This is a genomic window from Trinickia dinghuensis (genome assembly GCF_003367175.1).
Lineage (GTDB): Bacteria > Pseudomonadota > Gammaproteobacteria > Burkholderiales > Burkholderiaceae > Trinickia > Trinickia dinghuensis.
Window position 1 is genome coordinate 136,480 of sequence record NZ_QRGA01000013.1, and the last position, 24,344, is coordinate 160,823.

General features: G+C 64.9%; 24 protein-coding genes. 22 read left to right on the plus strand and 2 right to left on the minus strand.

Annotation, left to right across the window (positions count from 1 at the left end; translation table 11 throughout):
* Nucleotides 1–2 precede the first annotated feature (2 nt).
* From sctP to DWV00_RS22490, 18 genes are all read left to right on the plus strand, one after another.
* Nucleotides 3–662 (plus strand): type III secretion system protein SctP, encoded by a 660-nt coding sequence (sctP, locus tag DWV00_RS22405; RefSeq protein ID WP_115535809.1) that lies wholly within the window; start codon nt 3–5, stop codon nt 660–662.
* Between the two features lie 73 nt (nt 663–735).
* Entirely contained in the window at nt 736–1,869 is a 1,134-nt protein-coding gene (sctQ, locus tag DWV00_RS22410; protein WP_181885562.1) for a type III secretion system cytoplasmic ring protein SctQ, read from the plus strand.
* Nucleotides 1,853–2,503 carry a type III secretion system export apparatus subunit SctR gene (gene sctR, locus DWV00_RS22415; protein ID WP_115535811.1) on the plus strand — a complete coding sequence of 217 codons (651 nt, stop codon included), beginning with the start codon at nt 1,853–1,855 and terminating at the stop codon, nt 2,501–2,503. Before sctQ ends, sctR begins: the two co-directional genes overlap by 17 nt.
* A 23-nt stretch (nt 2,504–2,526) precedes the next feature.
* Entirely contained in the window at nt 2,527–2,793 is a 267-nt protein-coding gene (sctS, locus tag DWV00_RS22420) for a type III secretion system export apparatus subunit SctS (RefSeq protein ID WP_115535812.1), read from the plus strand.
* A complete protein-coding gene (locus DWV00_RS22425; protein WP_115535813.1) occupies nt 2,790–3,992 on the plus strand; it encodes a hypothetical protein in 1,203 nt (400 codons plus the stop codon). The genes sctS and DWV00_RS22425 overlap by 4 nt, the downstream gene beginning before the upstream one ends.
* Before the next feature lie 111 nt (nt 3,993–4,103).
* Nucleotides 4,104–5,234: an FHA domain-containing protein gene (locus tag DWV00_RS22430; RefSeq protein WP_115535814.1), complete on the plus strand. Its 1,131-nt coding sequence runs from the start codon at nt 4,104–4,106 to the stop codon at nt 5,232–5,234.
* 10 nt (nt 5,235–5,244) lie between these two features.
* Nucleotides 5,245–5,508, plus strand: a complete 264-nt coding sequence (locus DWV00_RS22435) for a type III secretion system protein (RefSeq protein ID WP_147297957.1) — start codon at nt 5,245–5,247, stop codon at nt 5,506–5,508.
* Between the two features lie 73 nt (nt 5,509–5,581).
* On the plus strand, nt 5,582–5,791 hold the full coding sequence (locus DWV00_RS22440) for a hypothetical protein (RefSeq protein WP_115535816.1): 210 nt from the start codon (nt 5,582–5,584) through the stop codon (nt 5,789–5,791).
* 75 nt (nt 5,792–5,866) lie between these two features.
* The gene (locus tag DWV00_RS22445; protein WP_115535817.1) at nt 5,867–6,322 is read left to right on the plus strand and encodes a CesT family type III secretion system chaperone; all 456 of its coding nucleotides are present in this window, start codon (nt 5,867–5,869) and stop codon (nt 6,320–6,322) included.
* Between the two features lie 319 nt (nt 6,323–6,641).
* Nucleotides 6,642–7,556, plus strand: coding sequence for a toxin co-regulated pilus biosynthesis Q family protein (locus tag DWV00_RS22450; protein ID WP_115535818.1), 915 nt, complete (start codon nt 6,642–6,644; stop codon nt 7,554–7,556).
* A complete protein-coding gene (pilN, locus tag DWV00_RS22455) occupies nt 7,556–9,280 on the plus strand; it encodes a PilN family type IVB pilus formation outer membrane protein (RefSeq protein ID WP_115535819.1) in 1,725 nt (574 codons plus the stop codon). Before DWV00_RS22450 ends, pilN begins: the two co-directional genes overlap by 1 nt.
* Nucleotides 9,281–9,307: 27 nt before the next feature.
* Nucleotides 9,308–10,621 (plus strand): type 4b pilus protein PilO2, encoded by a 1,314-nt coding sequence (gene pilO2 / locus DWV00_RS22460; RefSeq protein WP_115535820.1) that lies wholly within the window; start codon nt 9,308–9,310, stop codon nt 10,619–10,621.
* Nucleotides 10,611–11,216 (plus strand): type IV pilus biogenesis protein PilP, encoded by a 606-nt coding sequence (locus DWV00_RS22465; RefSeq protein WP_147297958.1) that lies wholly within the window; start codon nt 10,611–10,613, stop codon nt 11,214–11,216. Before pilO2 ends, DWV00_RS22465 begins: the two co-directional genes overlap by 11 nt.
* Nucleotides 11,217–11,221: 5 nt before the next feature.
* Nucleotides 11,222–12,943, plus strand: coding sequence for a GspE/PulE family protein (locus DWV00_RS22470; protein WP_245964988.1), 1,722 nt, complete (start codon nt 11,222–11,224; stop codon nt 12,941–12,943).
* Entirely contained in the window at nt 12,933–14,009 is a 1,077-nt protein-coding gene (locus DWV00_RS22475; protein WP_115535822.1) for a type II secretion system F family protein, read from the plus strand. The genes DWV00_RS22470 and DWV00_RS22475 overlap by 11 nt, the downstream gene beginning before the upstream one ends.
* Before the next feature lie 113 nt (nt 14,010–14,122).
* Nucleotides 14,123–14,677 carry a type 4 pilus major pilin gene (locus DWV00_RS22480; RefSeq protein ID WP_181885563.1) on the plus strand — a complete coding sequence of 185 codons (555 nt, stop codon included), beginning with the start codon at nt 14,123–14,125 and terminating at the stop codon, nt 14,675–14,677.
* A gap of 58 nt (nt 14,678–14,735) precedes the next feature.
* Nucleotides 14,736–15,221 carry a type IV pilus biogenesis protein PilM gene (gene pilM, locus DWV00_RS22485; protein ID WP_115535824.1) on the plus strand — a complete coding sequence of 162 codons (486 nt, stop codon included), beginning with the start codon at nt 14,736–14,738 and terminating at the stop codon, nt 15,219–15,221.
* The gene (locus tag DWV00_RS22490) at nt 15,214–16,920 is read left to right on the plus strand and encodes a prepilin-type N-terminal cleavage/methylation domain-containing protein (RefSeq protein WP_245964989.1); all 1,707 of its coding nucleotides are present in this window, start codon (nt 15,214–15,216) and stop codon (nt 16,918–16,920) included. The genes pilM and DWV00_RS22490 overlap by 8 nt, the downstream gene beginning before the upstream one ends.
* A gap of 4 nt (nt 16,921–16,924) precedes the next feature.
* On the opposite strand, the gene DWV00_RS22495 is transcribed toward DWV00_RS22490, so the two are convergent.
* Nucleotides 16,925–18,037, minus strand: coding sequence for a type IV pilus twitching motility protein PilT (locus DWV00_RS22495; protein ID WP_115535826.1), 1,113 nt, complete (start codon nt 18,035–18,037; stop codon nt 16,925–16,927).
* 135 nt (nt 18,038–18,172) lie between these two features.
* On the opposite strand from DWV00_RS22495, the gene sctC reads away from it, so the two are divergent.
* The 4 genes from sctC to DWV00_RS22515 are packed head-to-tail and all read left to right on the plus strand — an operon-like array spanning nt 18,173 to nt 22,925.
* Nucleotides 18,173–19,960 carry a type III secretion system outer membrane ring subunit SctC gene (sctC, locus tag DWV00_RS22500; protein WP_425452816.1) on the plus strand — a complete coding sequence of 596 codons (1,788 nt, stop codon included), beginning with the start codon at nt 18,173–18,175 and terminating at the stop codon, nt 19,958–19,960.
* 6 nt (nt 19,961–19,966) lie between these two features.
* The gene (locus tag DWV00_RS22505; protein WP_115535828.1) at nt 19,967–21,058 is read left to right on the plus strand and encodes an ATP-binding protein; all 1,092 of its coding nucleotides are present in this window, start codon (nt 19,967–19,969) and stop codon (nt 21,056–21,058) included.
* 41 nt (nt 21,059–21,099) lie between these two features.
* The gene (locus DWV00_RS22510; RefSeq protein ID WP_115535829.1) at nt 21,100–21,870 is read left to right on the plus strand and encodes a response regulator transcription factor; all 771 of its coding nucleotides are present in this window, start codon (nt 21,100–21,102) and stop codon (nt 21,868–21,870) included.
* Complete coding sequence (locus DWV00_RS22515; protein ID WP_115535830.1) at nt 21,867–22,925, plus strand: hypothetical protein; 1,059 nt, start codon at nt 21,867–21,869, stop codon at nt 22,923–22,925. The genes DWV00_RS22510 and DWV00_RS22515 overlap by 4 nt, the downstream gene beginning before the upstream one ends.
* 680 nt (nt 22,926–23,605) lie before the next feature.
* Here the strand turns inward: DWV00_RS22515 and DWV00_RS22525 are convergent.
* On the minus strand, nt 23,606–24,344 hold a 739-nt coding region (locus DWV00_RS22525; RefSeq protein ID WP_147297959.1), incomplete at its 5' end, for an RHS repeat-associated core domain-containing protein.

The window sequence follows — 24,344 nt, forward strand, 5'->3', positions numbered from 1 at the left end:
GCATGGACGGAATCTCTCCACGCATCATCGCGCCCAGTTTGCCGGCCGACGACGAAGCCGAGCCGATGCCGGCACCGGCACCGCGGTCCGTGCGGCGCGGCTTCGACTACGCCGCGCTCGTACGGCGCGCACATCGACGCGCGCAAGCCGCGCAGACAAGCGCACGCACCGAACAAGACCCGCGCCGCGCGACCGACCGGCGCGACGATGCCGATCCGCTCGACGCACCGCCGCCGAGTGCCGCCGACGAACCGGAGGAGACGCTCGAAACCGATCCCGAGCACCGCACCGACGAAACCGATCCCGCCGCGCGGCGTCATGCCGATGCGCTGGCCATGCCGTTCGTGGCGACGCTCGCCGCGCAGCAAGCGCATATGGCGCAGCTGATGCATTTTCTCGCGAACCGCATCGCGGATTTCTGCTCCGACCGCGCGATCGTCGCGAGCGGCCACTGGAGCGCACGCCTGCCGCTCGACGACAAGCTGCTGCCCGAGTGCGTGCTGCATCTGACGCTTTCGCATTTCGAACTTGCGCTTCGGTTCGAAGCCCGCGACCCCGCCGTGCGGCGGCTAATCTGCGCGCATCAGGCCGTGCTCGAACGGCAACTCGAAACGCTGCTCGACACGCTCGACTGCCCACGCGACGTCAGCGTCGAAGCGTGAGCGACCGCCTCGACCGTCGAGGCGGGCAGCGGTCGACCGCAATGCAATGCATCCACGAAGACGACCACGAACTATGAACGTGACACCGCTAGACGCGGGCAAATCGATTCGGCGGCTTGCCGAACTTGCCACGGGGCATGGGCTGCGCACCGTCCCGCCGCATCATGCACGGCTGAGCCGCACGCTCTGCGACGCGCGGCTGCGCAATTGGCTCGCGCAACAGCATGGGGTGACCGACTGGCGTGCGCAGGGCAGCCTGGCGCACACCGAGGCGAGCACGGCCTGGATCGATCTGTCCTGCGCACTCGGCGCGGCGCGCGTCGGCTTCGATGCCGCGCGCTATCCGGCGCTCGCGAGCGCGGCCACGCACGGCACCCGCGATGCCGATGCGACGCTCAGCGCCACGCTGCGGCACGCGGTTGCCGCGATCCTGCTCGCGCCGGCGCTCGACGCACTGCGGGCCTTCTGCGACGACGACATCCGAATCGCGGTGCCGCGCGATGCCCCGCCGGCCCAAGGCCACCGGCAGGCGACGCCGGACGCGCTCGCGATACGTTTCGCGCATGACGGGCGCGACCACGAATGTCTCGTCGCCGACGCGGCCCCACACTGGCTCGCGCTCGTCGACGAGCGGCTCGCCGATCTGCACGTACCGCTGTCGCGCGCGCTCAGCGAAATTCCCGTGCCCGGCTGCGCGCGTCTCGGTACACCGGTACTGGCCGTACATACGCTCGAAAGCCTGAGGCCTGGGGACGTGTTGCTGCGTGTGCTCGATCCCGCGCTCTCCGGCTGGTTCGCCCCCCCCGCGCGGCCGCTCGAACTCCACGTGCTGTGGGGGCTAGGCGGCGCGCGCCAGCTCGGCGTGCGCGCGACGCTCGACGGCACGCGCCTCGTCCTCGATTCGGATCCTCTCATGACCCAAGACACCTTCCGCCCCGACACCCTGCCCAGCACCGACGATGCCGCCTCGATCGATTCGCTTCAGCTGCCGGTCTCGATCGAAATCGAGACGGTTACGCTGCCCCTCGTTCAACTCTCCGCGCTGCGTGCGGGGTACGTGCTCGAACTCCCGGTTACCGTGCGCGACGCGCGCGTGCGGCTCATGTCGTACGGCCAGATGATCGGTTCGGGCGAACTCGTGAGCGTCGGCGATCAGCTCGGCGTACGGATCATTCAGATGTCCGGCACCCATGACTCAGTTCAGTGACTTCACCGGCCTGCTGGTCGCCGTGCTGGCGATCAGCCTCGTCCCGTTCATCGCGATGGTGGTCACGTCCTACGCGAAGATCGTCGTCGTGCTGGGCTTGCTGCGCAATGCGCTCGGCGTGCAGCAAGTGCCGCCGAACATGGTGCTCAACGGCATCGCGATCCTCGTATCGCTGTACGTCATGGCGCCGGTCGGCATGAGCGCGGCGCGCACGCTCTCGCACGAGCAAGTCTCGAGCGAAGCGTCGCAAGCGATGATTCAAGCCCTGGGCGCCGCGCGCGAGCCGTTCCGGCAGTTCCTGACGAAGCACACGCGCGAACGCGAGAAACGCTTCTTCCTGCGCTCGGCGCACGTGGTTTGGCCGCAGGAGTTCGCCGATCAACTGAAGCCCGACGATCTGATCGTGCTCGCCCCGGCGTTCACGCTGTCCGAGCTGACCGATGCGTTCAAGATCGGCTTTCTGCTCTACATCGGCTTCCTCGTGGTCGATCTCGTCGTCGCCAACATCCTGCTCGCGATGGGCCTGAATCAGGTTCAGCCGACCAACGTCGCGATCCCGTTCAAGCTGCTGCTGTTCGTGGTGATGGACGGCTGGTCGGCGCTGATACACGGATTGATCTTGACCTACAAGTGAGTAACGCGAGGAGCGCGCTATCCATGACTTCAACCGAGGATCTGATCGGCCTGACCATGCACGGGCTGCTGCTGTGCCTATACGTCTCGCTCCCGGTGATCGCCGTCGCGGCGGTTGCCGGATTGCTGGTGTCGTTCGTCCAGGCGATCACGTCGCTGCAGGACCAGACGATCTCGCATAGCATCAAGCTGATCGCGGTCACGGTGACGATCGCGATATGCGGCGCGTGGGGCGCGTCGGCGATCCTTCGCTTCGAACAGCAATTGATGACCATCGCGGTGCCGACATGAGCATCGACTCGACTCGCCTGCAGCCGCCGGCAACCGACGCCGCCGAGCAGACGCAACTCGAGGAACAGCGCGTCGCCGATAGCCGTCGCCACCACTCGCATCATCGCGTGAGCCTGCGCAAGGCCACCGCCTTCAAGAACGCTTCGCAGAGTTCACAGGCGCGCAAGCCGCACAACCTCGAGGAAGGCCGCCGGCGCCTCGCCTCGAGCGGCCTGTCGCACAAAGTCATGCCGCGGCACGGCGACGGCCGCGGTCAGAACCGTCAGCATTCCGGCGGCGGCCAACAAAACGGTCAGCGCGGCGGCAAGCAGCAGCGCCAGGACGGTCAACGCAATCGCCAGCAACAACAACGGCAAAAACAACAGCAACCGCAGCAACAGCCGCGTCAACAACAGCCGCGCCCCCGCGAGAACGTCCCTTCCCGTCAAGCGCAAACGCCATCGCGCGAAACGGGCCGCATGACCGGAGACAGCCGGCAGGGGCTCAATGTCGACGGCGTCGGCGCGGCGGCCATGTTTCGCACGCCGAGATCGCTCGACGATGCGGCCAATGCGACCGATGCGGAAAGCGCAAGAAACGCGAGCCGAGCCCCTGCTTCGTCCGGCAACGACCGCGGCCATACGCCCCGTCAGCCGGGTGCCGGCATCGAAGCAGGCTCGCCGAACGATCTGCGCGCGCTGGCTGCTCGACTCGCCGATCGGCCGCTGATGCTGCGCGGCGCATTGCCACAAAAATTCGCCGAATTGCAATGGCTCACCGCGACGAGCGAGTGGCCGACACGCGAGCAAATGGCTCTGATGCTCGACATGCTCGACGCGCATGGATGGCTCGACGCGGCCAACGGCGCCGACTCGGCGGATCAAGCGCGTCTCGACACGCTCGAACGCGTCGCCCAGCTACTGACCGACGCGCGTGCGCAGCGGCCCGATCTGAAGCTGCCCGACCCTACCTCCGAATCCGGCCAGACTTGGTTCCTGCTGGCGCCGCTCGTGACGCTCGCGAGCTTGCGCCGCTTCGCGCCGGCGCTTAGCGAGCGCTCGCGCCGCCATCTGCAAACCGCGCTGGCGACGCTGCGTTTCGGCCGGCGTGCGCCGGTCGATGCCGTGCAAGCGCGCGAACCCGGCGACGGACACACCCGCGACGGCGGCGAAGGACAACGGCACGGCACCCCGAACGACGACACTTCGGAGAACTCGTGATCGCTTCGCCCCGAAGGGCAAAGCGCCCGCCGCACCCATCTACACTGCCTCCAACATTCGCACGGCGGTGTGCGCCGATCCACCAGTGACCGATCATCGTATGGCATCCGAATGAAGACCTTGCGCATCCTCACCGGCGCTCACGCGGGCATCCAGGTTCGGCTCGAACCGGGCCGCTACCGGATCGGCAAGGGCGACGAAACCGACGTCTGCATCACGGATTGGGACGACGACGAAGTGCTCGTCGAACTCGACGATGCGGGTGGGTTGCGCGCATGGCGCAATACCGGCGACGCCGGTCGCGCCGAGCCGCCCGCCGAGCCGCGCGAGAACGAGCCGACGCTCGACGCCTCCGTGGTGCTGATACCCGATCTCGTGCCGTTCCCGTTTGGAAACACGGTGCTCTGCTTCGGCGCCGACGACGTACCCTGGCCCCCCGATATCGAACTGCTCGCGGGCATGTATCGAGGCACGCGCGAGGAAAGCGCGCAGCAGCCGGCACCCGGCGAAGCGCGCGATGCGCTCGACGCACAGCGGCGCCAGCGCCGGCTGCGCCGCGCGGCGGCGGGGATCTTGGCGCTCGGCGGCGTGACGCTCGTCGCATCGGGGCTGTTGGGACGGCCTCGCGCGCACGCGAATACGCTTGCGTCGTCCGATCCCGCTCAGCTCGCCGCGCAAGTCAACGCGGCGCTCGGCGCGGCCCATCTGCCCGCGCTGCACGCCGCCGCGCACGGTGCCCTGGTCGAGGTCGATGGCTTCGTCGCCAACGCCGCGCAAGACCTCGCCGCACGCGGCGTTTTGATGAAGCTCGACGACGCGCGTGTCGTCCGTCGCTACGACGTCGAGCAGACCGATCTGGCCAGCCTCGAGGAATCGCTCGGCAGCGACGGCGTGCATGTCGCCTGGCGCGAGCCGGGGGTGCTCAGCGTGACCGGCGAAGTGGCATCGCTGTCACGACTGCGCAACGCGCTCGACCGCGTGCAAACCGATCTCGACTCGAACGTGCGACGGATCGAAGTCGACGTCACGCAAAGCACCAACGCCCTGCCGCAGACGGAATACACCTCGATGATGGCGGCCGGCGGCACGCTCTACGTGCAGACCTCCGACGGCATCAAGCATTTGTTCGTCGACGGCGCGCCGACGGACGGCGCACCGGCTCGGCTGCGCGAAACGCTCGTACCGGCTCGCGCGCCGGCGCAGCTCGCCGATGCAAAAGACCCTTCCCCGCAACAGCACTAGGAGAACATCGATGTACGAAGCTTTGGAAGCGATCCGAGACGAACTGAAGCGTCTACCGGCCATGCTCGCATCCGACGACGCGACGAGCCGCGTGCGCCGCGTGAGCGAAGCGTTCGACCAGACGATCCGGCTGATCGCCGAGCGCCCGCGCGACGTTGCCGGCGAAGCGCAGCGCGCGCAACTGCAAACGCTCTATCGCGGGCTGCTCGCGGCATCCCGGCTGGTGCAGCGGCTGCACGAATTGCCCAATCCGGGCCAAGCGGCGCCGCTGTAGCGCGCGACCGATCGTCAAGCACGGTACCGAGTTGAAACAAGCGACCTGAGTTATTCGAACAAGGAGTACTGACATGGTGATGATAGATCTGGGTTCATCGGGCGGCGTTGGGGAGGGCGGCGGCGGCAGCGAAATCTCGGCCATCAGCTCGATCCTGAACTCGATGATTCCGGTGATGACGGCCGCCGCATCCGCGCAAGTCCAAATGGCGATGGTGATGGCTGTGCTGAACGTCGCAAAGACCGCGGCATCGGACGTCGAGGATGCGTCGAAGAAGAGTTGATGCGCGCGCGGCGCGCCGCATTCATGCCGTGCGCTCACGGTGCACGCCGCGCTCTCATTTCTTCCCCGGACCGACATGAGCTTCGAGCACTTTGAAAACGTCGTACGCGATGTCTGCGAGGTGGTCGGACTACCCGACGCGGAGCACGTGCTCGACACGCGCGCGATCGAGGTGGAAGGCTTCGACGTGCGTCTCGACCACTTCGAAAACGACCAGGACGCGATGTATGTGAACTTCCACTATGGGACGGTGACCGCGGGACGCACGCTGGTGATCTTCCGGCTGATGCTCGAGGCGAATTTGCTGATCTACGCGCAGGACCAGGCGCAGCTCGGTCTCGACACCGATACCGGCGGCATCATCCTGATCGTGCGGCTGCCCTTCGCCGACGGCATCGACGGCAACGCGGTGGCCGATCTGTTGTCGCACTACGCCGAGCATGGCCGCTACTGGCGCCGCCACATCATCGAGTCGAGCGACGAAATGTTCGCCGGCATCGCACGCGGCGATTACATGTGGCTGCGCGCATGAGTGAGCATGAAAACACCCGCGTGCCAAGACGAACCCTGTAACAACTTAATTTTTTTCTTCAGACGGAAACGAACTTGCCGTAATATAGCTTGGTCAATTACCCGAGAGAGGGGCAATTGACCATAAAAATAAGGCTATTTCAAAGGGTTGACGCTCGGTACGACGCGGCTGCAATTGAAGAGCCGGGACCGGATTTGCCGTCGTCAGCGACCAGAATTATCACCACTTAGTGGGATATATCGTGGCCACGATAGACAGGAGACGCCCGCCGCATTCGGGCGATAGCGCGCGCGAAGGCCCGAGGTCGGCACCGCGCAAAATGCCGGCGATTCAGACCATCAAAGCACTGCTGTGCTGTGCATGGCTTGCATGCTGCGCGGCCCATGCGTCGGATTCACAGGTCATCGTAGAAGGCTCGCGGCACGTCGGAGACGCCGTTCGCGTGGGCGGCCACAGCGTGCCGCTGCTGCACGCGCTCGAAGAAGTCGTGCCGGCCCACTACAGTGTCAACGTCCCGAATGCCGGCCCATGGGCCGACGTCTCCGTGAGCTGGGATCGGGGCGGCTCGCTCGTTCACGTACTCGGTGAAATTCTGTCGGTGAACCCGTTGCTGCAGGCTCACATCGACACGGACCTCGGCCTCGTCACCGTCACCGAACGCGCGCGCTCGCCTGAAGACACGGCGTCATCGCAGCCGGCCATGCCGGCGGCACAGCCCAATTCCGTTGCGGCCACAACGACCGCGGCCGCCCCCTTGCTGCCGAATGCGGCGGCCGCGAGCCCCGGCGGCCCGATCGAGCCGCCGTTGATGCAAACTCAAGCCGCGGCGGCCCCGATCGCGGCCCCCATGGCGGCACCCTCGTTGCCGGTATCCGCCTCCCCCACGGCACTAGCGTCTACTCGATTGCCCGCTCGCGTGGCGCCGTCCGTGCCGCCCGCCGTCATGTCGCCGCCATCGCCGCCATTGCCGGCCGCTCAAGCCGAGTGGCAATTGCGGATATCCGACGGATCGGTGCGCCAGGCACTTGCGCGCTGGGCTCAAGAAGCAGGCTGGCAGTTCGTCTGGGACGTACCGACCGATTTCGCGATCGACGCGACGGCCACGATACACGGCACCCTCGCCCAAGCGCTGCGCCAGGTCGTCGATGCGCTGGCGAGTTCGCAGGTCCCGATCCAGGTCGTCATGTACGAGCGCAACCGCGTCTTGCGCGTCATTGCCAAGGGGGCAAGCTGATGAGTGCATTCGGTCGTCACTTCACTGCCGTTGCGGCATGCCTCGCGCTGCTGACCGGCTGCACGGGTCTGCTTTCAAGCATCGATCGCGACACCGGCGCCGACAACGCGCACGCAACCCGGCTGCTCGGCCGATCCGAGGCCGGCGACAACCGCGCATCGGATGCGGATGCGGATGCCGACGCCGTCGTCGTCAAGGATCAGCTCTGGCTGTCCGGCAAGACCCTCAAACTGACGAAGACGGTCGCGCTGCCGCCCGTATTCGACGAACCGGCCAGCTTCGATGGCACCGTCGATTCGCTCAGAACGTTCGCCGATCGCATCTCGCGCCTCGTTCACGTTCCGGTGAAGGTCGCGCCCAGCGCAGCCGAAGCCGCCGCGCGCGCCACGGAACCCGCCGGTATGTCGAACGAAACGGGCACCGGCACACCGGGCACGCCGCCGCTGCCGACAGGCATGCTGCAAGCGCCGGGGCTGCATGCGTCAGCCTCGCGACGCGGCGCCTCGATTCCGTCCACGCCCGTCCACATCGCCTATTCGGGCGGCACGCTGCATGGCTTGCTCGACACGGCCACCGCGCGCTTCGGGGTCTATTGGAAATACGAAGGCAACGCGATCGTCTTCTTCTATACGGAGACGCGCGTCTTCCAAGTGCAGGCGATTCCCGGCGATTCGTCGGTCGCGACCAACGTCGTGAGCGGCGCGAGCAACTCGGGCGGTCAATCGTCGAGCGGCACACCGGCCGCCGGCACGACGATCGGCGGCGGCACCGGCACGACCGGAGCCATGCCGTCGGTGTCGTCGACCAACACCGACAACATCGCGATGAACGCGCAATTGTCCGTCTATAACGGTTTGCAGACCGCGATCAAGGCCATGCTCTCGCCGGCCGGATCGGTCATCACGACGCCGGCGACGGGCTCGATTTCGGTCACCGACACACCCGACGCGCTCGAACGCATCGGGGAGTACATGGCGCAGCAAAACCGCGTACTGTCGCGGCAAGTGCTTGTCAACGTCACCGTGCTGTCCGTCACGCTCAACTCCGGCGACAGCTACGGCATCGACTGGAAAGCCGTTTATCAAGCGCTCGGCACGCGGTTCGGCATCACGACGGCCTTTACGAGTCTGATCTCGAGTCCGAATCAGTACTCGGCCACGGTCATCTCGCCCTCGAGCCGTGCCGATGCGACGTCCGCGGTGATCAGCGCGCTCTCGACGCAAGGCTCGGTGCGCCGCAAGACCTCGGCTTCGCTCACGACGATGAACGATCAGCCGGTGCCGGTTCAAGTCGCGGAGCAGCAAAGCTACCTCGCCCAGATCTCGACGACGAACACCGTGAACGTAGGCAGCGAGACTTCGTTGACGCCCGGCTCGGTGACGACCGGCTTCAACCTCACGCTGCTGCCGCACGTGCTCGACGACGGCACCGTCATGATGCAGTTCTATACGAACATCTCATCGCTCGTGGCGTTGCAGCAGTTCGGGTCGAACGGCGAGGAGATACAGCTTCCGACCGTCGACACGCGCAACTTCCTGCAGCGCATCGCGGTGAAATCGGGGCAGACGCTCGTGATCAGCGGGTACGAGGGCATCACCGACCAGGGCAATCGACAAGGCGTCGGCACGCCTTCCAACTACGCGCTCGGCGGAGGGCTCAACGCATCGCGATCGCGGGAGATCATCGTCGTGCTGCTCTCGCCCGTGGTCATGAACGGCGCTTGATCACCCGGACCGCTCAGGAGCTCCGTCATGGCGACGCAAGTCATCCAGATCGATCGGCAGCGCTTCATTTGCGGATTGTTCTGGCAATCGCTGTCGCGCCGGCACGAGTTGCGTGCCGAAGCGATCGAGTTGGCCGCACGATTGAATTTCGATGCGATGGTGCTGCGCATCGACCGCACGTTCGCGGGCGTCGGCTTCGCGAGCACGAAAGAAGGCGCCCAAGTCGGGCTGCCGTCGCTCGGCGCGCTGGTCTCGAAGGCGATCGCGACGGAGGGCGCGTTCTACGACGGCCGCCAACAGAGCGCGCCGAACTGGCTCGGCGCCTTTAGTCTGCCCGATGGCCGCTGGGCGTACTTCGCCGTGCGCGACGGCGCGTTTCTGCCGAACGGCGACTGGGCCGGAACGAGCGAAGAAGTTTTCGAACGGCTGCACAGCGACTACAGCCTCGGCGGCTGGAATGTCGTGATCGGCGATGCGCAGCTCGAAGTCCAGGGCTTTCACAACTTCTATCCGCGGCGGATAGAAGACATGATTCCGCGCCGCGGCGGCAAGCCTCACCTGCCCCGTTGGCTGAATCTGCGGCGCGTGTCGAGACAGGTTTCGCGGCGCACGCTCGCGGTCGCGGCACTCGCCGCCGCCTTGATCGCCGGCGGCGCGCTCGGCTTCCAAGCCTATCGCCGCCACGCACTCGAAGTCGCACGCGAGCAAGCATTCGAACAGATGCGCGCGCAATTGCTGCGGCACCCGCCGACGCAGTCCGCTCCGAGCAAACCGGTGCATCCCTGGGCGACGGAGCCCTCGCCCGAGGTATTCGTTCGCGCCTGTCTCAATCGCTTCTCGAATTTGGCGCCGGGCGGCTGGCAACTCGACGAATATGACTGCAGAGCGTCGAACGTCAGTTACAGCTGGTCGCGCGACGGCTCGAACGTGGCGATGCTGATGGCGATCGAGCCGCGTGCGGTGATCGACAACGACGGCGACCATGCAACCTACGTCGAGCCGCTGGCGCTGCCCGCGGGCGGCGACGACGCAATCGAAAGCATTCGGCGCGTGCGATTGCGCATGTTGTCCGCGTTCCAATTGCTCGGCGTGAATTTCGCGTTCGCACCGCAGGCGGCCGGCGTGCAGCAAAAGGGCCGTGTTTCGCAAACGCTCGACAAACTGCATGTGGGCGGCGCACCGCCGCCGCCCGGGTGGCACAGCTGGCGCATTTCGGCAAATCTCGGCGACGTATGGCCCGGCAGCGTGATCCATTACCTGGACGAGCCGGGCGTTCGAATCGAGAAACTCTCCTACAAGTCGGGGCAATGGTCACTAGACGGAGTGCTATATGAGGAATAGGAATGACCACGCAATGATCGTGTGGATGGTCGCCGGCTCCCTCGCGTGGCCCGCTTGCGCACTGGCGACGGGAGACGCCTCCGCCGCGAGCGCTGGTACGAAGCCGCTGGCCGCGGCCTCTGCTGCTACCGCCGCCCCTGCGTCCCCCGCTCCGGCGACGCAGGCCACCACGCAGGCCGCTACCGAATTGATGCAGTTGCAGGAAGAAACCCTGCTGCTCAAAGCCCAGCTGAAAAAGCTCGATGCCCAAGCGCAGGTGGCCGAGCGGGAAGAAGCGCTGCGCCGGATGGGCGGCCCGGTCGCGTATGGCGAGCTCGCGCTGACCGCCACGCAAAGCCTCGGCAAGGTAACGAGCGCCACGCTCTCGAGCAGCGACGGCGCGGAGTTCAGCGTCCGGGCCGGCGAAGTCCTGCCGAACGGCATGCGTGTCGTGTCGATCCGCCCGGGTGCCGTCGTGCTCGCGGGCCGAAGCGGCCATCGCGAGACGCTCGCCGTCGTTCCGCCGCAGCAAAGCCTGCGCGATGCGTCGGTGACGGGTCCCGCGAACGGCGCCGGCCTATCGCCGCTCCCGCCCCTGCCCACTTCATTGAGGTGACCGCGATGGGCTCCTTTCCGTTGAATCCGGACGACTCGGACAAGAAGGTCACCCCCCTCGTTCTGCCGCGTGCCGCGAGACCCGTTCTCGTCGATGGCTCGGCCGCGCCGGCCCCCGCGCGCGAAACGACTACAAGCGCAACAGCGTCACCCATCGTATCCGTTCCGGCGCATGCGGTCGTACCCAACCCGTCGCCGACGGCGAACGCGCACCCGCTTTCCGACAGCGGCGAGTTCGCCGCGAGCGGCGAGGAACGCAAGTTCCTCTGCCTGCTCGACAACGGCATCTTGCTGATCGCCGACGGGCACGAAATGAATCCGTTCGTGCTGTCCTACCGGGCCCGGCTCGGGCGCCTGAAATTCAGCTACGTGACACGGCTCGTAAGCATCGACGCGATCCGGCGCTCGTATCAAGGCCAGCGCCGCGACGGCAGCGCCGAGCGCATCGATCACACACAGATGCAGGTCGTGGCGAAGAATCTGATCGCGCGAGCGTGCGACGAGCGCGCCTCCGACATTCATATCCGAGTCAACCGCTTCAGCACCGAGATCCTGTTCCGGATCCACAACGAACTCGTCCGTGTTTCCGAGCAGACCCGCGAGTACGGCGAGCGGCTGCTGGCCACGCTCTATGCGGCCATGTCGAGCGTGTCCGACGCCACCTACAAGCCCAACGAGCGCCAGGACGCCGCCATCGGAGATCGCGACAAGCTGCCCGACCGCCTCTTCGGCGTGCGCATCGCGACGGCGCCGACGAGCATCGGCAACCTGATGGTGTTGCGCCTGCTCTACAACGATGCGGGCGAAGCCACGGATCTGATGGAGCTCGGATTCACGTCGACCCAGGCGAGCGTGTTCGATCTGCTGGCCCAGCAGCCGCATGGGATGAACATCATCAGCGGCCCAACCGGCTCCGGCAAATCGACGACGCTGCAACGCCTCTTGACGATGCAGTTGCGGGAAACGGCGGGCACGATTCACGTCATCACGGTGGAAGATCCGGTCGAATATCCGATCGAAGGCGCCGTGCAGACACCCGTTGTGAACGCCACGACCGAAGAGGCGCGCTCCCTCGCCTTTGCCGCCGCCATCGCCAATGCAATGCGTCTGGACCCGGATACGATCATGATCGGCGAGGTCCGCGATCGCGCCTCGGCGCAAAGCGCGTTGCGCGCGGCCATGACCGGCCATCAGGTGTGGACGACCGTTCATGCGAACGGTTCGCTCGCGATCGTCGACCGGCTCGTCGATCTCGGGCTGCCGCTGGCGATGATCACCGACGAATCGCTCGTGACGGGTCTAATCAGCCAGCGCTTGGTGAAGCTCCTGTGCCCTCACTGTTCGCAGCCGCTCACCGAAGCGATTCATCAACTCGACGTGGGGCTCGTGGCGCGCATCAAGCGCGCGGTCGGTTCGCATTTCGAGCATGTCCGCATTGCGGGGCCGGGCTGCCCGAACTGCAAGAACGGCACGATCGGCCGCACCGTGGTGGCGGAGGTCGTGCACACCGATCAGACACTGTGCGAACTGCTGCGCGCGGGTCGCAAGCCCGATGCGCATCGCTACTGGCTAACGGAACTCGGTGGACAGACCGTTGCTCAACACGCGCTCGCCAAGGTTGCCGCGGGGCTCGTCGATCCACGCATGGCGGAACGCGTGGTCGGACCGCTGCGGCAGAGCGGCGACTTCGAACGTCAGCTGACGCTCGGAAACAGCTATGGCACTTGACCCGAATCGGCTTTGGGCGCGCCTGCAGCTGACGCCGACCGCGCGCCTGCGGATCTACCGGAAAATCGCGAAGATGCTTGCGAACGGGCTGCCGCTGCTGAAGATCCTCGAGGATCTCGAGTTGCGCGCCTCGCATGAAGGCCGCAAACCGAACGAGTCGCTCGCCATCACGATGGCCGACTGGCGCGGGGTGGTTCAGAACGGCGGCATGCTGGCCGAGGCGATGTCGTGGTGGGTCCCGCATACGGAGCAGATGATCGTGATGGCCGGCGAGCAGTCAGGACGTCTCGAAGCGTCATTGCTGAACGTGTGCTCCGTCGTGCAGTACAGCCGCCGCATCCGGGTGGCGATCGTCGGCGGCATGGCCTATCCGATCGTGATCCTCGCGATGACGGTCGGATACCTCTACCTCTTCGGCAAGCTCGTGATTCCGCGCTTCGCCACGATCGTCAGCCCCGAACGCTGGCATGGCGTCGCGCGCTCGCTTTACGACCTGTCGCGCTTCGCGCAGCACTGGATGTTCTATTGCGTCGCGCTGCTCGTCGTGCTGCTCGCCTTGCTGATCTATTCGATGCCGCGCTGGGCCGGCAATGCGCGCGTCGTGCTCGACCGCTTTCCGCCCTACTCGATTTATCGCCTCGTCGTCGGGTGCGGCTTTCTCGTTGCGTTTTCTTCGCTGCAAACCGCGGGCTTCACGGTCGAGCGCTCGCTCACGCGGCTGGCGGCCGATGCGCGGCCGTGGTTGAGACAACGCATCGACGACATGCTGTTCGGTGTGAAGTCCGGGCTCAACGTGGGCGAGGCGATGAAAAACACGGGCTATCGCTTTCCTTCGCAGGAGATCGTCGACGACCTCTGCATTTACGCCGAATACAAAGGCTTTGCCGAAGCCCTGCACGCCATTGCCGCGGAATGGATGAGCGACGGCATCGAACGGATCGAGGCGCAGATGCGCGTCATCAACGGTGCCGCGATCATCGGCCTCGCGCTCGTACTCAGTTGGCTGATCACCGGATTTTTTGGCATCGAGCAAGAAATCGCCGCAATGGCTCGAAGCATGCATTGAACCCGCCACCTCGTTGTACCGAACGGAGCGGTATTGCCGCCGTCCGCGGGACGGCACGCGCAGTCTTGTGTCTCGTGTATCGATCGTAGATTCTCGAAACGAAGGAGAACAACATGCAAGAAGGGCTTATGAAGGCATCCATGTGTGCGCAACGGGGCGTCCGCCGGTTCCGGCGGCAACAACGTGGCGCATCGCTGCTCGAAGCGATCGCGTATCTGGGCATTGCCGCGATCGTCGTGATCGGCGCGGTCGCGCTGCTGAACGGCGCATTCACGAGTGCCGGCACCAACGAGTTGTCGGAACAGGTCAATGCGATTCAGGCGGGCGTCAAGAAACTTTACATGGGGCAGTCCAGCGGATACACGAATGTGAACGATTCCGTGCTCTCTTCCGCGGGCGTCCTTCCCGCGACCGTTCCATTCTCCGGCTCGTCTGCAACCAATGCGTGGGGCGGGAACGTCACGATAACGGGTACCCAGACGACATTCGATATCGCGTACACCAACGTTCCAACTTCGGTCTGCATCAACGCCGTCACGGCGGGCGGGAGCTGGACCACCATCAAAATCGGGACGAATACCGAGACGGCCGTGCCGCTCGATCCGAAGACAGCCCAAACCGACTGCGGAAGCTCCGGCCCCGTCGACATCACGTGGACCTCCACCTGATCGCATCGCCCGGTTCTCCCCTTTTCTTTTTCGGCCGCCAACCCGACTCCCTATCGCCATGTACGTCATCTGGGTCGTCGTCGCCCTCGGTGCACTCACGGGCGCCTATGCGTTGTTCGGTGCCGAATCGGCACCGGCGACGCAATCGGCCTCGGCGTTCGGGCTCGCGACGAACATGAGCGAGTACCGGCAGGCGCTGGTCGGTTTCGCGCAGGCGAACCCGAGCTTCACGGGCAGCGTGCCGATCAAGACCCTGCAACCCTACCTCGGCCCGGTGGTCGCGAATCCGATATGGCTCAACTACGTTCAACCCAATACGAACACGGGTTATGCGGGCAGCCTCGTGATCGTCTACGCATCGTCGACGGCCGCGACTGCCGTCATCCCGGCCATGGAGCAACTCGCGCAAGGCTCGGCGATGGCCGGCGTAGCCGCGGGCGTATCGATCGTCTCGCCCGGCAATCCTCCCGTGAGCCTGCCCGCCGCGCTCGCGAACGGTATTGCCGACGGCATGCCGGTATGGATGGCGCAAGCCTATGAATAAGAGGCCCACCCCGCTCATGAAGGACGCGCGCATCCGCGCAAGCCTGCGCCAAAACCTGCGCCGAAACCGGCAGAGCCGGCCGCGCGATCGCGAGCGCGGATTCACGATGATCGAGGCGCTCGCCGCACTGGCGGTCGCGGCAATCATGATTGCCGGCTTCGCGGCCATGGTCAATTCTTCGCTCGACGATACGCGTGCCCAGCAAGCCGCGCTCTATCAATCGGAGATGACGGCGGCCGCCACGCGATTGATCCAGCAGAACTACACGGCGCTCGCCTCGCAGGTCAGCGCCACGACGCCCGCGGTCGCGGCGCTGACGGGCACGACCTACAAACTGTCGAACTACTTGCCGAGCTCAGTCCAAAACGTGAACGCGTACGGTCAAACTCCTTGCCTGCTGATCTACGGCACGTCGACGCCGGGCGCGCTGCAAGGGCTGCTCGTGACCGAGGGCGGCGGCACGATCCCCGACGGGCAACTCGGTTATATCGCGGCGAATTCGGGCGCGGGCGGCGGCTCGATTCAAGCCATCAACACCCCGGCGGGCGAGGCGAAGGGCGCGTACGGAAGCTGGGCGCTGACGGCACCGAATCCCGCGGGCGTGTCTTGCTCGGGTACGAAGACGAACGTCGGCCACCTCGCGAGCCTCATCTACTACAACGGCACGCAGGCGCAAAACGCCGACTACCTGTACCGCGTCGCCGTGCCCGGCGATGCGGCCGCCAATACCATGCAGGTGCCGATCGTCCTTCAGCAGGCGGTGGCGGACTACACGTCCTGCTCGCAACCAGGATCGATCGCGGCCGACTCATTAGGCAACGTGCTGAATTGCGATGCGGAAAGCCAGCAATGGACACCGCAGGCCTCGTTTCACTGGCGCGAACCGGTGGCCGATGCGCAATCGCTGCCGACCCCGGCCAACGCGGGCGACGTGCGAATGACGCTCGCGACGAATCGCGCCTACACGTACAACGGCGCGACGAACGCCTGGCAGGCGCTGGCCGTGGACGAAGCCGGCAACCTCGCGCTCGGCAATGCGCAGACCGCGGGTACGCCATGCACGCCGACGTCGAATACGACGCTCGTCTCGACCGATTCGAAGGGCCGCGTTCTGTCCTGCCAAGCCGATTCGACGAGCTCGACCGGCGCCTCCTGGCAAACGCAAAGCGAAGTCGTGCCGGGCATGACGCTGGTGGCATGCCAGCTCATCATGCAGAACCCCGGTGCCAACGATTATCCGTCGTGCGCGCCGCAGCAATCCTTCAATTACACAGGATCGCCGTACGCCTACAACGGCACCAACGGCACGTACTCCTACATCTATACGAAGTCCGTCACGCTCATCAAGCCCGGAATCATCGTCGCGATCGGCTGGGCGCATCTGAACGACGGCGTGTGCGGGTCGAAACCGGGCCATGCGGCGCAGATCTCGCAGCAAGTCGACGTATTCGACGGCAACGGCAACGACATCACCCACACCGAAAGCCAGGGACCGACGCTGGTCGACGACTCGGGCGGCATCAACAATTCGATCGCGACGGCCGCTTCGCCCGGCACCTATAGCGTCCGGTTCACGACGAACTGGGCCACCTATGCCGCCATCGGCACACCGTGGTCGAGCAGCTACTGCGCGCAGGACGGCTCGACGATACAGAACACGCCCGTCGCCGCCGGCTGGGCGATCAACACCTACTACTGACTACTTACTGGCTACCACCATGAGGCGCAAGCGTTTGCAGCATTTCGTGAAGTTCGAGCCGGTTGTACGTGGCGCGCAGCAGGTCGCGCGGCAGGCACTGGTTCTTGGCCGCGAGACTGAACAGGTGCTCGTTGAGCAGCCGGGACATGTTGTCCTCCTTGCGCTTCATGAAATCGGCGAGGAACGGCAGCTTGGCGGGATCGGTCAGCATGCCGCTGATCTGCTGGTTGTTGTTGAAGAGCAGCTCGCTGGCGAGCACGAGGTTCTCGCCGTCGCCGGTCGGCACGAGACACTGACAGATCACGCCGATGAGGCAGTTCGACAGTGCCGCGGCGTAGCGTTCGCGCTGCTCGGCCGGAAAGAACGAAAGCAGCCGCGTGAGCGTGCCGATCGCGCTGCCCGTGTGCATCGTGGCCAGCACGAGGTGGCCCGATTCGCCGGCCTGCAGCGCCGTTTCGGCCGTCTCCGGATCGCGCACCTCGCCCACCATGATGACGTCGGGCTTTTGACGCAGCGCTTCGCGCAGGCCGGCGGCAAAGCTCGGCGTATCGGTGGGCACCTGACGCTGCGAAACGATCGAGGTGCGCCCCTCGAGTTCGTACTCGATCGGCTCCTCGATCGTAACGATGTGGCTGTTGCGCGTGCGGTTGATGTGCTCGAGCAAGGACGCGATCGTCGTGGTCTTGCCCGAACCCGTCGGCCCCGTGACGAGAATGAGCCCCTTCGCGCTGTCGATCATCGAGCGGACATAGGCGGGCAGACCCAGCTTGTCGAGCGGGATCGGCGTGAGCGGCAAGCGGCGGATCGAGATCACGATCTTGCGGCCGGCATTCGTTCGATAGATGTTGCAGCGCAGACGGCAGCGCGTCAGCACGAACGGCCGGTCGATGGCGCCACGCTGCAGCAGCATCTCCCAATCGGGATCGATGGAGGCGAGCGTCGGCACCATTTCATCGTAGAGCACCGGCTCCTCGCCCACCGCGAGCCAGCCGCGCGGCGCCTTGATCATGATCGGCCGGTCCTGCTCGATATGAATGTCGGTAAACGTTTGTCGCAAATCGATCAGTTCGAGAATCTCGCGGGTGAGATCGCGGCGTTCCGGACTTGGAGCGTTCATCGTCGAGGCCTTCGAATGAGAGATAGTCGGAACTTACCTGAAAATCCCATCAATGTGTCGGAGACGCGCGCGATGTCGGCGAGCCTGACAGCAAGCCTGACGGCGGGCCTCTCTCCTTGCGCGCGCCGCGGCGCGATGTCGTCGCGATGGCGCCGGCGCATGGCGGGCGTCGCGCTTGCCGGCTCGCTCGCTCTCGCCGCGACGGCCTTCCTCCCTTCGGCCGCGCGAGCCGCGCAAGTGCACTGGAAAACGTCCGTCGTCGACTACGAAGCCCAAGGCAAGGACATCAAGGACGTCCTGCGCGATTTCGGCGGAGTGGAAGGCATTCCGACGCGCATCGCCTCGGAACTCTCCGGCACCGTCAGCGGCAAGTTTCATCTGCGGCCGCGGCGCTTTCTCGATACGCTCGCCGCGTCCTTCGGCTTCGTCTGGTACTACGATGGCGAAGTGCTCGACATCACGACCGCGTCCGACTTGCAGAGCACGCTGGTCAAGCTCGATACCGCCAACACGGGCCAGTTGCGGGAAGAACTCGACCGGCTCCATATCGCCGATCCGCGCTTTCCAATCGTCTACGACGCCTCGCAGGGCACAGCGCTCGTCAGCGGGCCGCCGCGCTACGTGAAGATGGTGCAGGACGTGGCCGACCGGCTCGAAACGAACGCCGTGCACCGCGCCGGCACCGAGGTGCGCGTCTTTCCGCTGCTGCACGCCTGGTCGGAAGACCGGAGCGTTCCGATCGACGGACGGCAGGTCACGCTGCCCGGTGTCGCCTCCGTGCTCAATGCGGTCTACCATCCGCAAGCGCAAAAGGCGACCGACAGCGCAGGCGGATCCATGGCGCTGCCGGCGAGCAACGTGACGCGCAACGCGCCCGTGAACGACGTGAACGGCAAGACCTACACGAACCCGTTCGTGCCGCCGCCGCTGCCCGCGGGTGCCGGCACGGCCGGCAACATGTTCGCGGGGCTATCGGGCAAACCGTCGGCGGTTCTCCAGACAGCGATGGGCGGCATGGGCCAGCCCGGTACGGCTGCCGGCGCATCGGGGCAAGACGCCTTGCCCGTGATCGTCGCCGACCAGCGCACCAATTCCGTCGTCATCCGCGATACGCCCGACCGCATCGGCCAATACGCGCCGCTGATCGAACGGCTCGACGTCAAGCCCGAGTTGATCGAAATCGAAGCGCACATCATCGAGATCGACGACGACGCGCTCTCGAAACTCGGCGTCGACTGGACCGCGAACAACAGCCACGTCAACGTACAGACGGGCAGCGGCACGCTTGCGCAAAGCGTCTACAGCGGCGGCGCCATCACACAGAGCTTCGGCCAGACCAACCTCCCGGGCAACGTGGCCGCCGACGCAACGCCGGCGGGCGTGTCGATCGCAGCGGTCCTCGGCAATGCCGGGCGCTATCTGATGGCGCGCATCTCGGCGCTGCAAGGCAACAATCTCGCGAAAATCGACGCGAGTCCGAAGGTCATCACGCTCAACAACATCGAAGCGGTGATGGACAATCAGACGCAGTTCTTCGTGCCTGTTTCCGGCTATACGTCGGGCAATCTCTACAGCGTCTCCGCGGGCATCACGCTGCGCGTGCTGCCGATGGTCGTCGACGAGGACGGCCATACGCGCATCAAGCTCGACGTCGCGATCCAGGACGGCCAACTCACCTCGCAGACCGTCAGCAACCTGCCCGTGATCCAGAACAGCACGATCAATACGCAGGCCGTCATCGACGAAGGACAGGCGCTCCTCATCGCCGGCTATCGGGCGGACGATTCGTCGTTCGGCCGCACCGGCGTGCCGCTGCTCTCGAAGATTCCCGTGCTCGGCGCCCTGTTCCGCACGGACAACCGGAGCAAGAGCCATATGGAGCAGTTGTTCCTGTTGTCGCCACGCGTCATTTCCCCGTCCTAGGAGACCATGGTGGAGTCCGATCAGCGTATGTCCGACGACGAGGCACGCCGCCTGAGAAGCGTGCTGCGCGGGCTACCGTGCGGGGTCATCACGCTCGACAGCTCGGGCGCGGTGGTGCATGCGAGCGAACGTGCACTCGAGATGCTGAGGATGGACCTGCCAGCAGGCGTGGATTTCAGTGTGGCCGTCAGCGAGCGCTTCGAGATGCCCGACGTGCCGCGTCCGCGCGATTGGGAAGCGGGACGAGAGCTACGCGTCGACGAGACGACGCTGCTGATCCAGTCGAGCCCCGCGGGCACGGGCGCGGTCGATACGGTGATCGCCGTGACCGACGTGACGCCGTTCGCCCGCTCGCTGGAAGAGCGCGCGATGTCGCTGCGCTTTCTGCTGCACGACTTGCGCTCGCCGCTCAACTCGATCAGTGCACTCACGCAACTCGATGCGAGCGACCCGGAAGAGTTCGAGCGCTGCGGCGGGATGCAGCAAATCACGACGCTCGCGCATTACGTTCTTTCGCTCGGCGAGCAGTTCATTTTCACGTCGGTGGCGGAGCATTTGCATCGGCGCGATTTCAAGCGCTTGGATCTGCGTGCGACGCTGCGTCAGATCGTCTCTCAGTTGGAGGTCACCGCGGTCTATTGCGGCGTCCCGCTGCAGTTGTGGCTTCCCGACAGCTCCCCGGTCTGGGTCAACGGCATCCGCAACTTCGTTGCGCGCGCGATTCAGAACGTGACCGACAACGCAGTACGCGCTTCGCCACGCGGCGAAGCGGTGACCGTATCGCTGCGCCGCGTAGACGGCTTCGCGGAAGTGCTCGTCAACGATCGCGCGGGCGGGCTGCCGGGCCTGGCCGAAGGCGAGCGGTTGACCGATTTCGAGCGGCTCGGCAAGAAGACGGCCACGGGCTTCGGTCTCGGTCTGAAACTCGCCGTGCAGATCGTGGCCCTGCACGGCGGCGCACTCTATGCCGAGCTCAACCGGCAAGGGGGTACCGTGTTCGTGCTTCGCCTGCCGTGCCTGAATCCCCCGGCCGGGTCGGCACCCCCGACATCGCTGGTCGATGCCGATCGGGCGCTGCGTTCCGCGAAACCCGATTGACGCATGCGAGGCCCCGCCTCCGCACATAGAAAGGTTTGACGATGAAATCGCTTGCAGGCAAACCGGTACGCATCTTGTTCGTGGAGGACGACGTGGCGCATCATGCGCTCGTCAATTCGTGGCTGAAGGCCGAGGGCTACCACATCGATGCCTTCAAGCGCGGGCGCGACGCGCACGAATTTCTGTCCGAGAACTGGGCCGATCTCGCGATTCTCGACTGGGACCTGCCGGGCATCAACGGCGACAAGCTGCTGCAGAAAATCCGCAGCCGCGCGAATTCGACGATGCCCGTCATGTTCCAGACCGTGCATTCCGCGGAGTCGGACATCGTGCACATCCTCGATGCCGGCGCCGACGACTATCTCGTGAAGCCCTACGATCGGCAGGTGCTGCTCGCGCGCGTGCGCGCGCTGCTGCGCCGCTTCGCGCCGATGAATCTGCAGGGCAGCAAGCTGCTCGTCGACGATCACTGCTCGCTCGACCAGCACGCTCGCTCGCTGACCGTCGACGGCGCGGCGCATAAGCTCGGCACGAAGGAGTTCGATATTCTCTGGCACCTCGCCCGCCACATGGGCACCGTGGTGCTGCGGCAGGATCTGATGAGCGTCGTCTGGGGCTGGGACGCGGCCGTGCAAAGCCGTTCCGTCGACATGTACGTGAGCCGTCTGCGCTCGAACCTGAAAGCGGCCGGGATTGCGTGGAACGTGCAGTCGGTCTATGCCACGGGTTACCGGTTGACCCTGAAGTCCGACGCCAAGCCGCAGGGCGAGCCGGAGCCCGAACCCGAGCCGGGCTCGTCGGACCGATCGTGAATACATCGCCGCCGCGCTTGCGCATCTGCGCACCGCTCGTAGCGGGCTTGTTCGCCTTTTTCGGCGGATATGCCGATGCCGGTGCAGCCCCGCATGCATGGACGAGCGGCCGCTTCGTCTACGCGACGAACGGCAGCGGCATCGTGCAGACGCTGAACCTGTTCGCCGCTGACGAAGGCCTGTCGGCACGTGTCGACGGCAACGTCCAAGGCGTGGTGAGCGGGCGTTTCGCCCTGGCGCCCCGAGACTTTCTCGATACGCTCGGCAACGCCTACGGCTTCGTCTGGTACGTCGACGGCGCGATATTGCAGATCTCGCCGGCAAGCGCCGAAACGCGCATTGCGATGCGCCCGAACTACCTCAGCGCGAAGGCTTTGCGCGCGGCGCTCGTGCGGGCCGGCGTGACCGATCCGCATTTCCCGCTCGAATTGGACGGCAAGAAGCGCACGGTGAGCGTACGCGGCCCGCGCACCTATGTCGCCCGCATTCGCGTCGCCGCCGCGCACTTCGAGCACGACGCAGCGCGGCGCGTGCGCACGACGGTCCGCATTTTCCGGCTGTCCTTCGCGCGTGCCGCCGACGAATCGCGTGTAGTCGGCGGTCGGCCCGTCGTCGTGCCGGGTGCGGCTACGCTGTTGAAGCGGCGCTTCCATGAAGATCCACTTGACCTTGCCGATTCGACTCAAGCGGACGCGCCAGGAATCGTCGAATTCGACGCACCGCTACCGACGATCGAAGCCGATGCCGCCACCAATTCGATCCTCATCCGCGACAAGCCGGAACGGATCGACGGAGACGGTATGCTCGTTTCGGATCTCGATATCCTAAAGCGGGGCGTCACCATTGAAGCATCGGTGGTCGATGTCAGCGCCGATGCCGACGCGGGCGCCGCCGCTGCCATCTGTGAGCGCCACTGTGCTGCCAAGCGCGTCGGTCACAAAACTTCTCGTCCCCAAGCTATCGGTGCGGCTAAAGACTTCGTCAATCCCAAGGCCAGCAGGCTCGCACTCGGCGTGCTGCGCGCAAGTTCCTGCACAGCACTGGCACCGTCGTAGAGGAAGTTTGTCTTCGCGCCGTTGATCGCCTTGCCGTTACGTCTCCTCGTGGCATCGTACGCAAAGCTCGTCGCGGCTAGCGTGAGCGAGATAAGCCGGTTACGCGAATCTTACCCGTAAGCGAGGTATCCTACCGACGACCTCTAGAGGTCCTGTGGCACAGCCTACAGTGCGCCGCTCGCGACGTTAGAAGGAATCGCTAAACCCAAACCTCCTCTTCGCCATCGTTCCCTTTAAACCTATGTCTTTGGGGGTATTCGTCAATTTCGATCACCCCTCCTTGGGTAGTCACTATTTCCGTGATATCGATTGATATATGAGGCGTTCTGGTTCCGGAATAATTCTCCCAATAACAAAAAAAGCGCATCGTCGCACCAGCCGTACGCAGCGCGACGGACAGATCTTCTCGAGGCAAACCGAGCAAAGAGATTAAAAACCGAAGATGTGCATCGAGACCATCATCATGGATAGTCGCGCGACTCGATACGCCCCAAACGCCAGTTCTTCCCGGGGCAGCACTTATTCGGCCAGATGGCGTCACGAAGGGCTTTCCCTTTGTTATCACGGCATCTGGATCAACTCCAAAATATTTTGTCCAAAAATCTGGAAAAACGGAATCTCCTGATATGAGAAAGGTCGCATATGCTCGCGGCCCTTCGCTATTGGAGGACGGCTTCAACTTACCGAGCCCAGTCATGTATATTCCCCAAGTGTTCACCGTTAAAATAGACATCTCCTGTGTCATAAAATAGCAAATTATCATCTCCTCGCAGACCGGAATCATACTTAAGGCTATGAATCATGTCACCGAATTCGTTTCTGTCATACCCCAGCATCTTGGCTGCGTAGTTCTCGTTATTCGTGGACGCTGCGATTTGCATGCCGTCTTTTGGCACGGGACAAGCTGAGCCGGCCCCTGGTCCCGCCGGCGCTGCGTCGCCGGTTATCGACTCAACCAGGCTAGCCCCAGGCGTCGTCATATTGCCAACTGGATCTGCATAGTCTATTGGGTCGGCCATGCTATAGCTAAAGAGGTTGCTCCCTCCCCTAATTCCAATTGGATCCTCCGCCACGAATCGACCAAAGCCGGGGTTGTAGTACCGCGCCCTGTAGTAGTAGAGGCCCGTGCCATCGTTCTCCCGCCCGGTGTACTGCGACGCGTTGCCATTCACCTCGCCGCTCGTCGTCGTATTGCCGTACGGCTCATAGGTGTAGTTCGTCTTCACCGCGCCGCTGCCATCGGTGAGCGCCACTGTGCTGCCCAGAGCGTCGGTCACAAAACTTCTCGTCCCCAAGCTGTCGGTACGACCGAAGACTTCGTCGACCCTGAGGCCGGTCAGCATGTTCGCGCTCGGCGTGCCGCCCGCGAGTTCCTGCACGGCATTGGCGCCGTCGTAGAGAAAGTTCGTCGTCGTGCCG

What these genes read in the sequence shown, in the direction of transcription:
- sctP (WP_115535809.1), top strand. Translation starts at nt 3, where the DNA reads ATGGACGGAATCTCTCCACGCATCATCGCGCCCAGTTTGCCGGCCGAC.
- sctQ (WP_181885562.1), top strand. Translation starts at nt 736, where the DNA reads ATGAACGTGACACCGCTAGACGCGGGCAAATCGATTCGGCGGCTTGCC.
- sctR (WP_115535811.1), top strand. Translation starts at nt 1,853, where the DNA reads ATGACTCAGTTCAGTGACTTCACCGGCCTGCTGGTCGCCGTGCTGGCG.
- sctS (WP_115535812.1), top strand. Translation starts at nt 2,527, where the DNA reads ATGACTTCAACCGAGGATCTGATCGGCCTGACCATGCACGGGCTGCTG.
- DWV00_RS22425 (WP_115535813.1), top strand. Translation starts at nt 2,790, where the DNA reads ATGAGCATCGACTCGACTCGCCTGCAGCCGCCGGCAACCGACGCCGCC.
- DWV00_RS22430 (WP_115535814.1), top strand. Translation starts at nt 4,104, where the DNA reads ATGAAGACCTTGCGCATCCTCACCGGCGCTCACGCGGGCATCCAGGTT.
- DWV00_RS22435 (WP_147297957.1), top strand. Translation starts at nt 5,245, where the DNA reads ATGTACGAAGCTTTGGAAGCGATCCGAGACGAACTGAAGCGTCTACCG.
- DWV00_RS22440 (WP_115535816.1), top strand. Translation starts at nt 5,582, where the DNA reads ATGGTGATGATAGATCTGGGTTCATCGGGCGGCGTTGGGGAGGGCGGC.
- DWV00_RS22445 (WP_115535817.1), top strand. Translation starts at nt 5,867, where the DNA reads ATGAGCTTCGAGCACTTTGAAAACGTCGTACGCGATGTCTGCGAGGTG.
- DWV00_RS22450 (WP_115535818.1), top strand. Translation starts at nt 6,642, where the DNA reads ATGCCGGCGATTCAGACCATCAAAGCACTGCTGTGCTGTGCATGGCTT.
- pilN (WP_115535819.1), top strand. Translation starts at nt 7,556, where the DNA reads ATGAGTGCATTCGGTCGTCACTTCACTGCCGTTGCGGCATGCCTCGCG.
- pilO2 (WP_115535820.1), top strand. Translation starts at nt 9,308, where the DNA reads ATGGCGACGCAAGTCATCCAGATCGATCGGCAGCGCTTCATTTGCGGA.
- DWV00_RS22465 (WP_147297958.1), top strand. Translation starts at nt 10,611, where the DNA reads ATGAGGAATAGGAATGACCACGCAATGATCGTGTGGATGGTCGCCGGC.
- DWV00_RS22470 (WP_245964988.1), top strand. Translation starts at nt 11,222, where the DNA reads ATGGGCTCCTTTCCGTTGAATCCGGACGACTCGGACAAGAAGGTCACC.
- DWV00_RS22475 (WP_115535822.1), top strand. Translation starts at nt 12,933, where the DNA reads ATGGCACTTGACCCGAATCGGCTTTGGGCGCGCCTGCAGCTGACGCCG.
- DWV00_RS22480 (WP_181885563.1), top strand. Translation starts at nt 14,123, where the DNA reads ATGCAAGAAGGGCTTATGAAGGCATCCATGTGTGCGCAACGGGGCGTC.
- pilM (WP_115535824.1), top strand. Translation starts at nt 14,736, where the DNA reads ATGTACGTCATCTGGGTCGTCGTCGCCCTCGGTGCACTCACGGGCGCC.
- DWV00_RS22490 (WP_245964989.1), top strand. Translation starts at nt 15,214, where the DNA reads ATGAATAAGAGGCCCACCCCGCTCATGAAGGACGCGCGCATCCGCGCA.
- DWV00_RS22495 (WP_115535826.1), bottom strand. Translation starts at nt 18,037, where the DNA reads ATGAACGCTCCAAGTCCGGAACGCCGCGATCTCACCCGCGAGATTCTC.
- sctC (WP_425452816.1), top strand. Translation starts at nt 18,173, where the DNA reads ATGTCGTCGCGATGGCGCCGGCGCATGGCGGGCGTCGCGCTTGCCGGC.
- DWV00_RS22505 (WP_115535828.1), top strand. Translation starts at nt 19,967, where the DNA reads ATGGTGGAGTCCGATCAGCGTATGTCCGACGACGAGGCACGCCGCCTG.
- DWV00_RS22510 (WP_115535829.1), top strand. Translation starts at nt 21,100, where the DNA reads ATGAAATCGCTTGCAGGCAAACCGGTACGCATCTTGTTCGTGGAGGAC.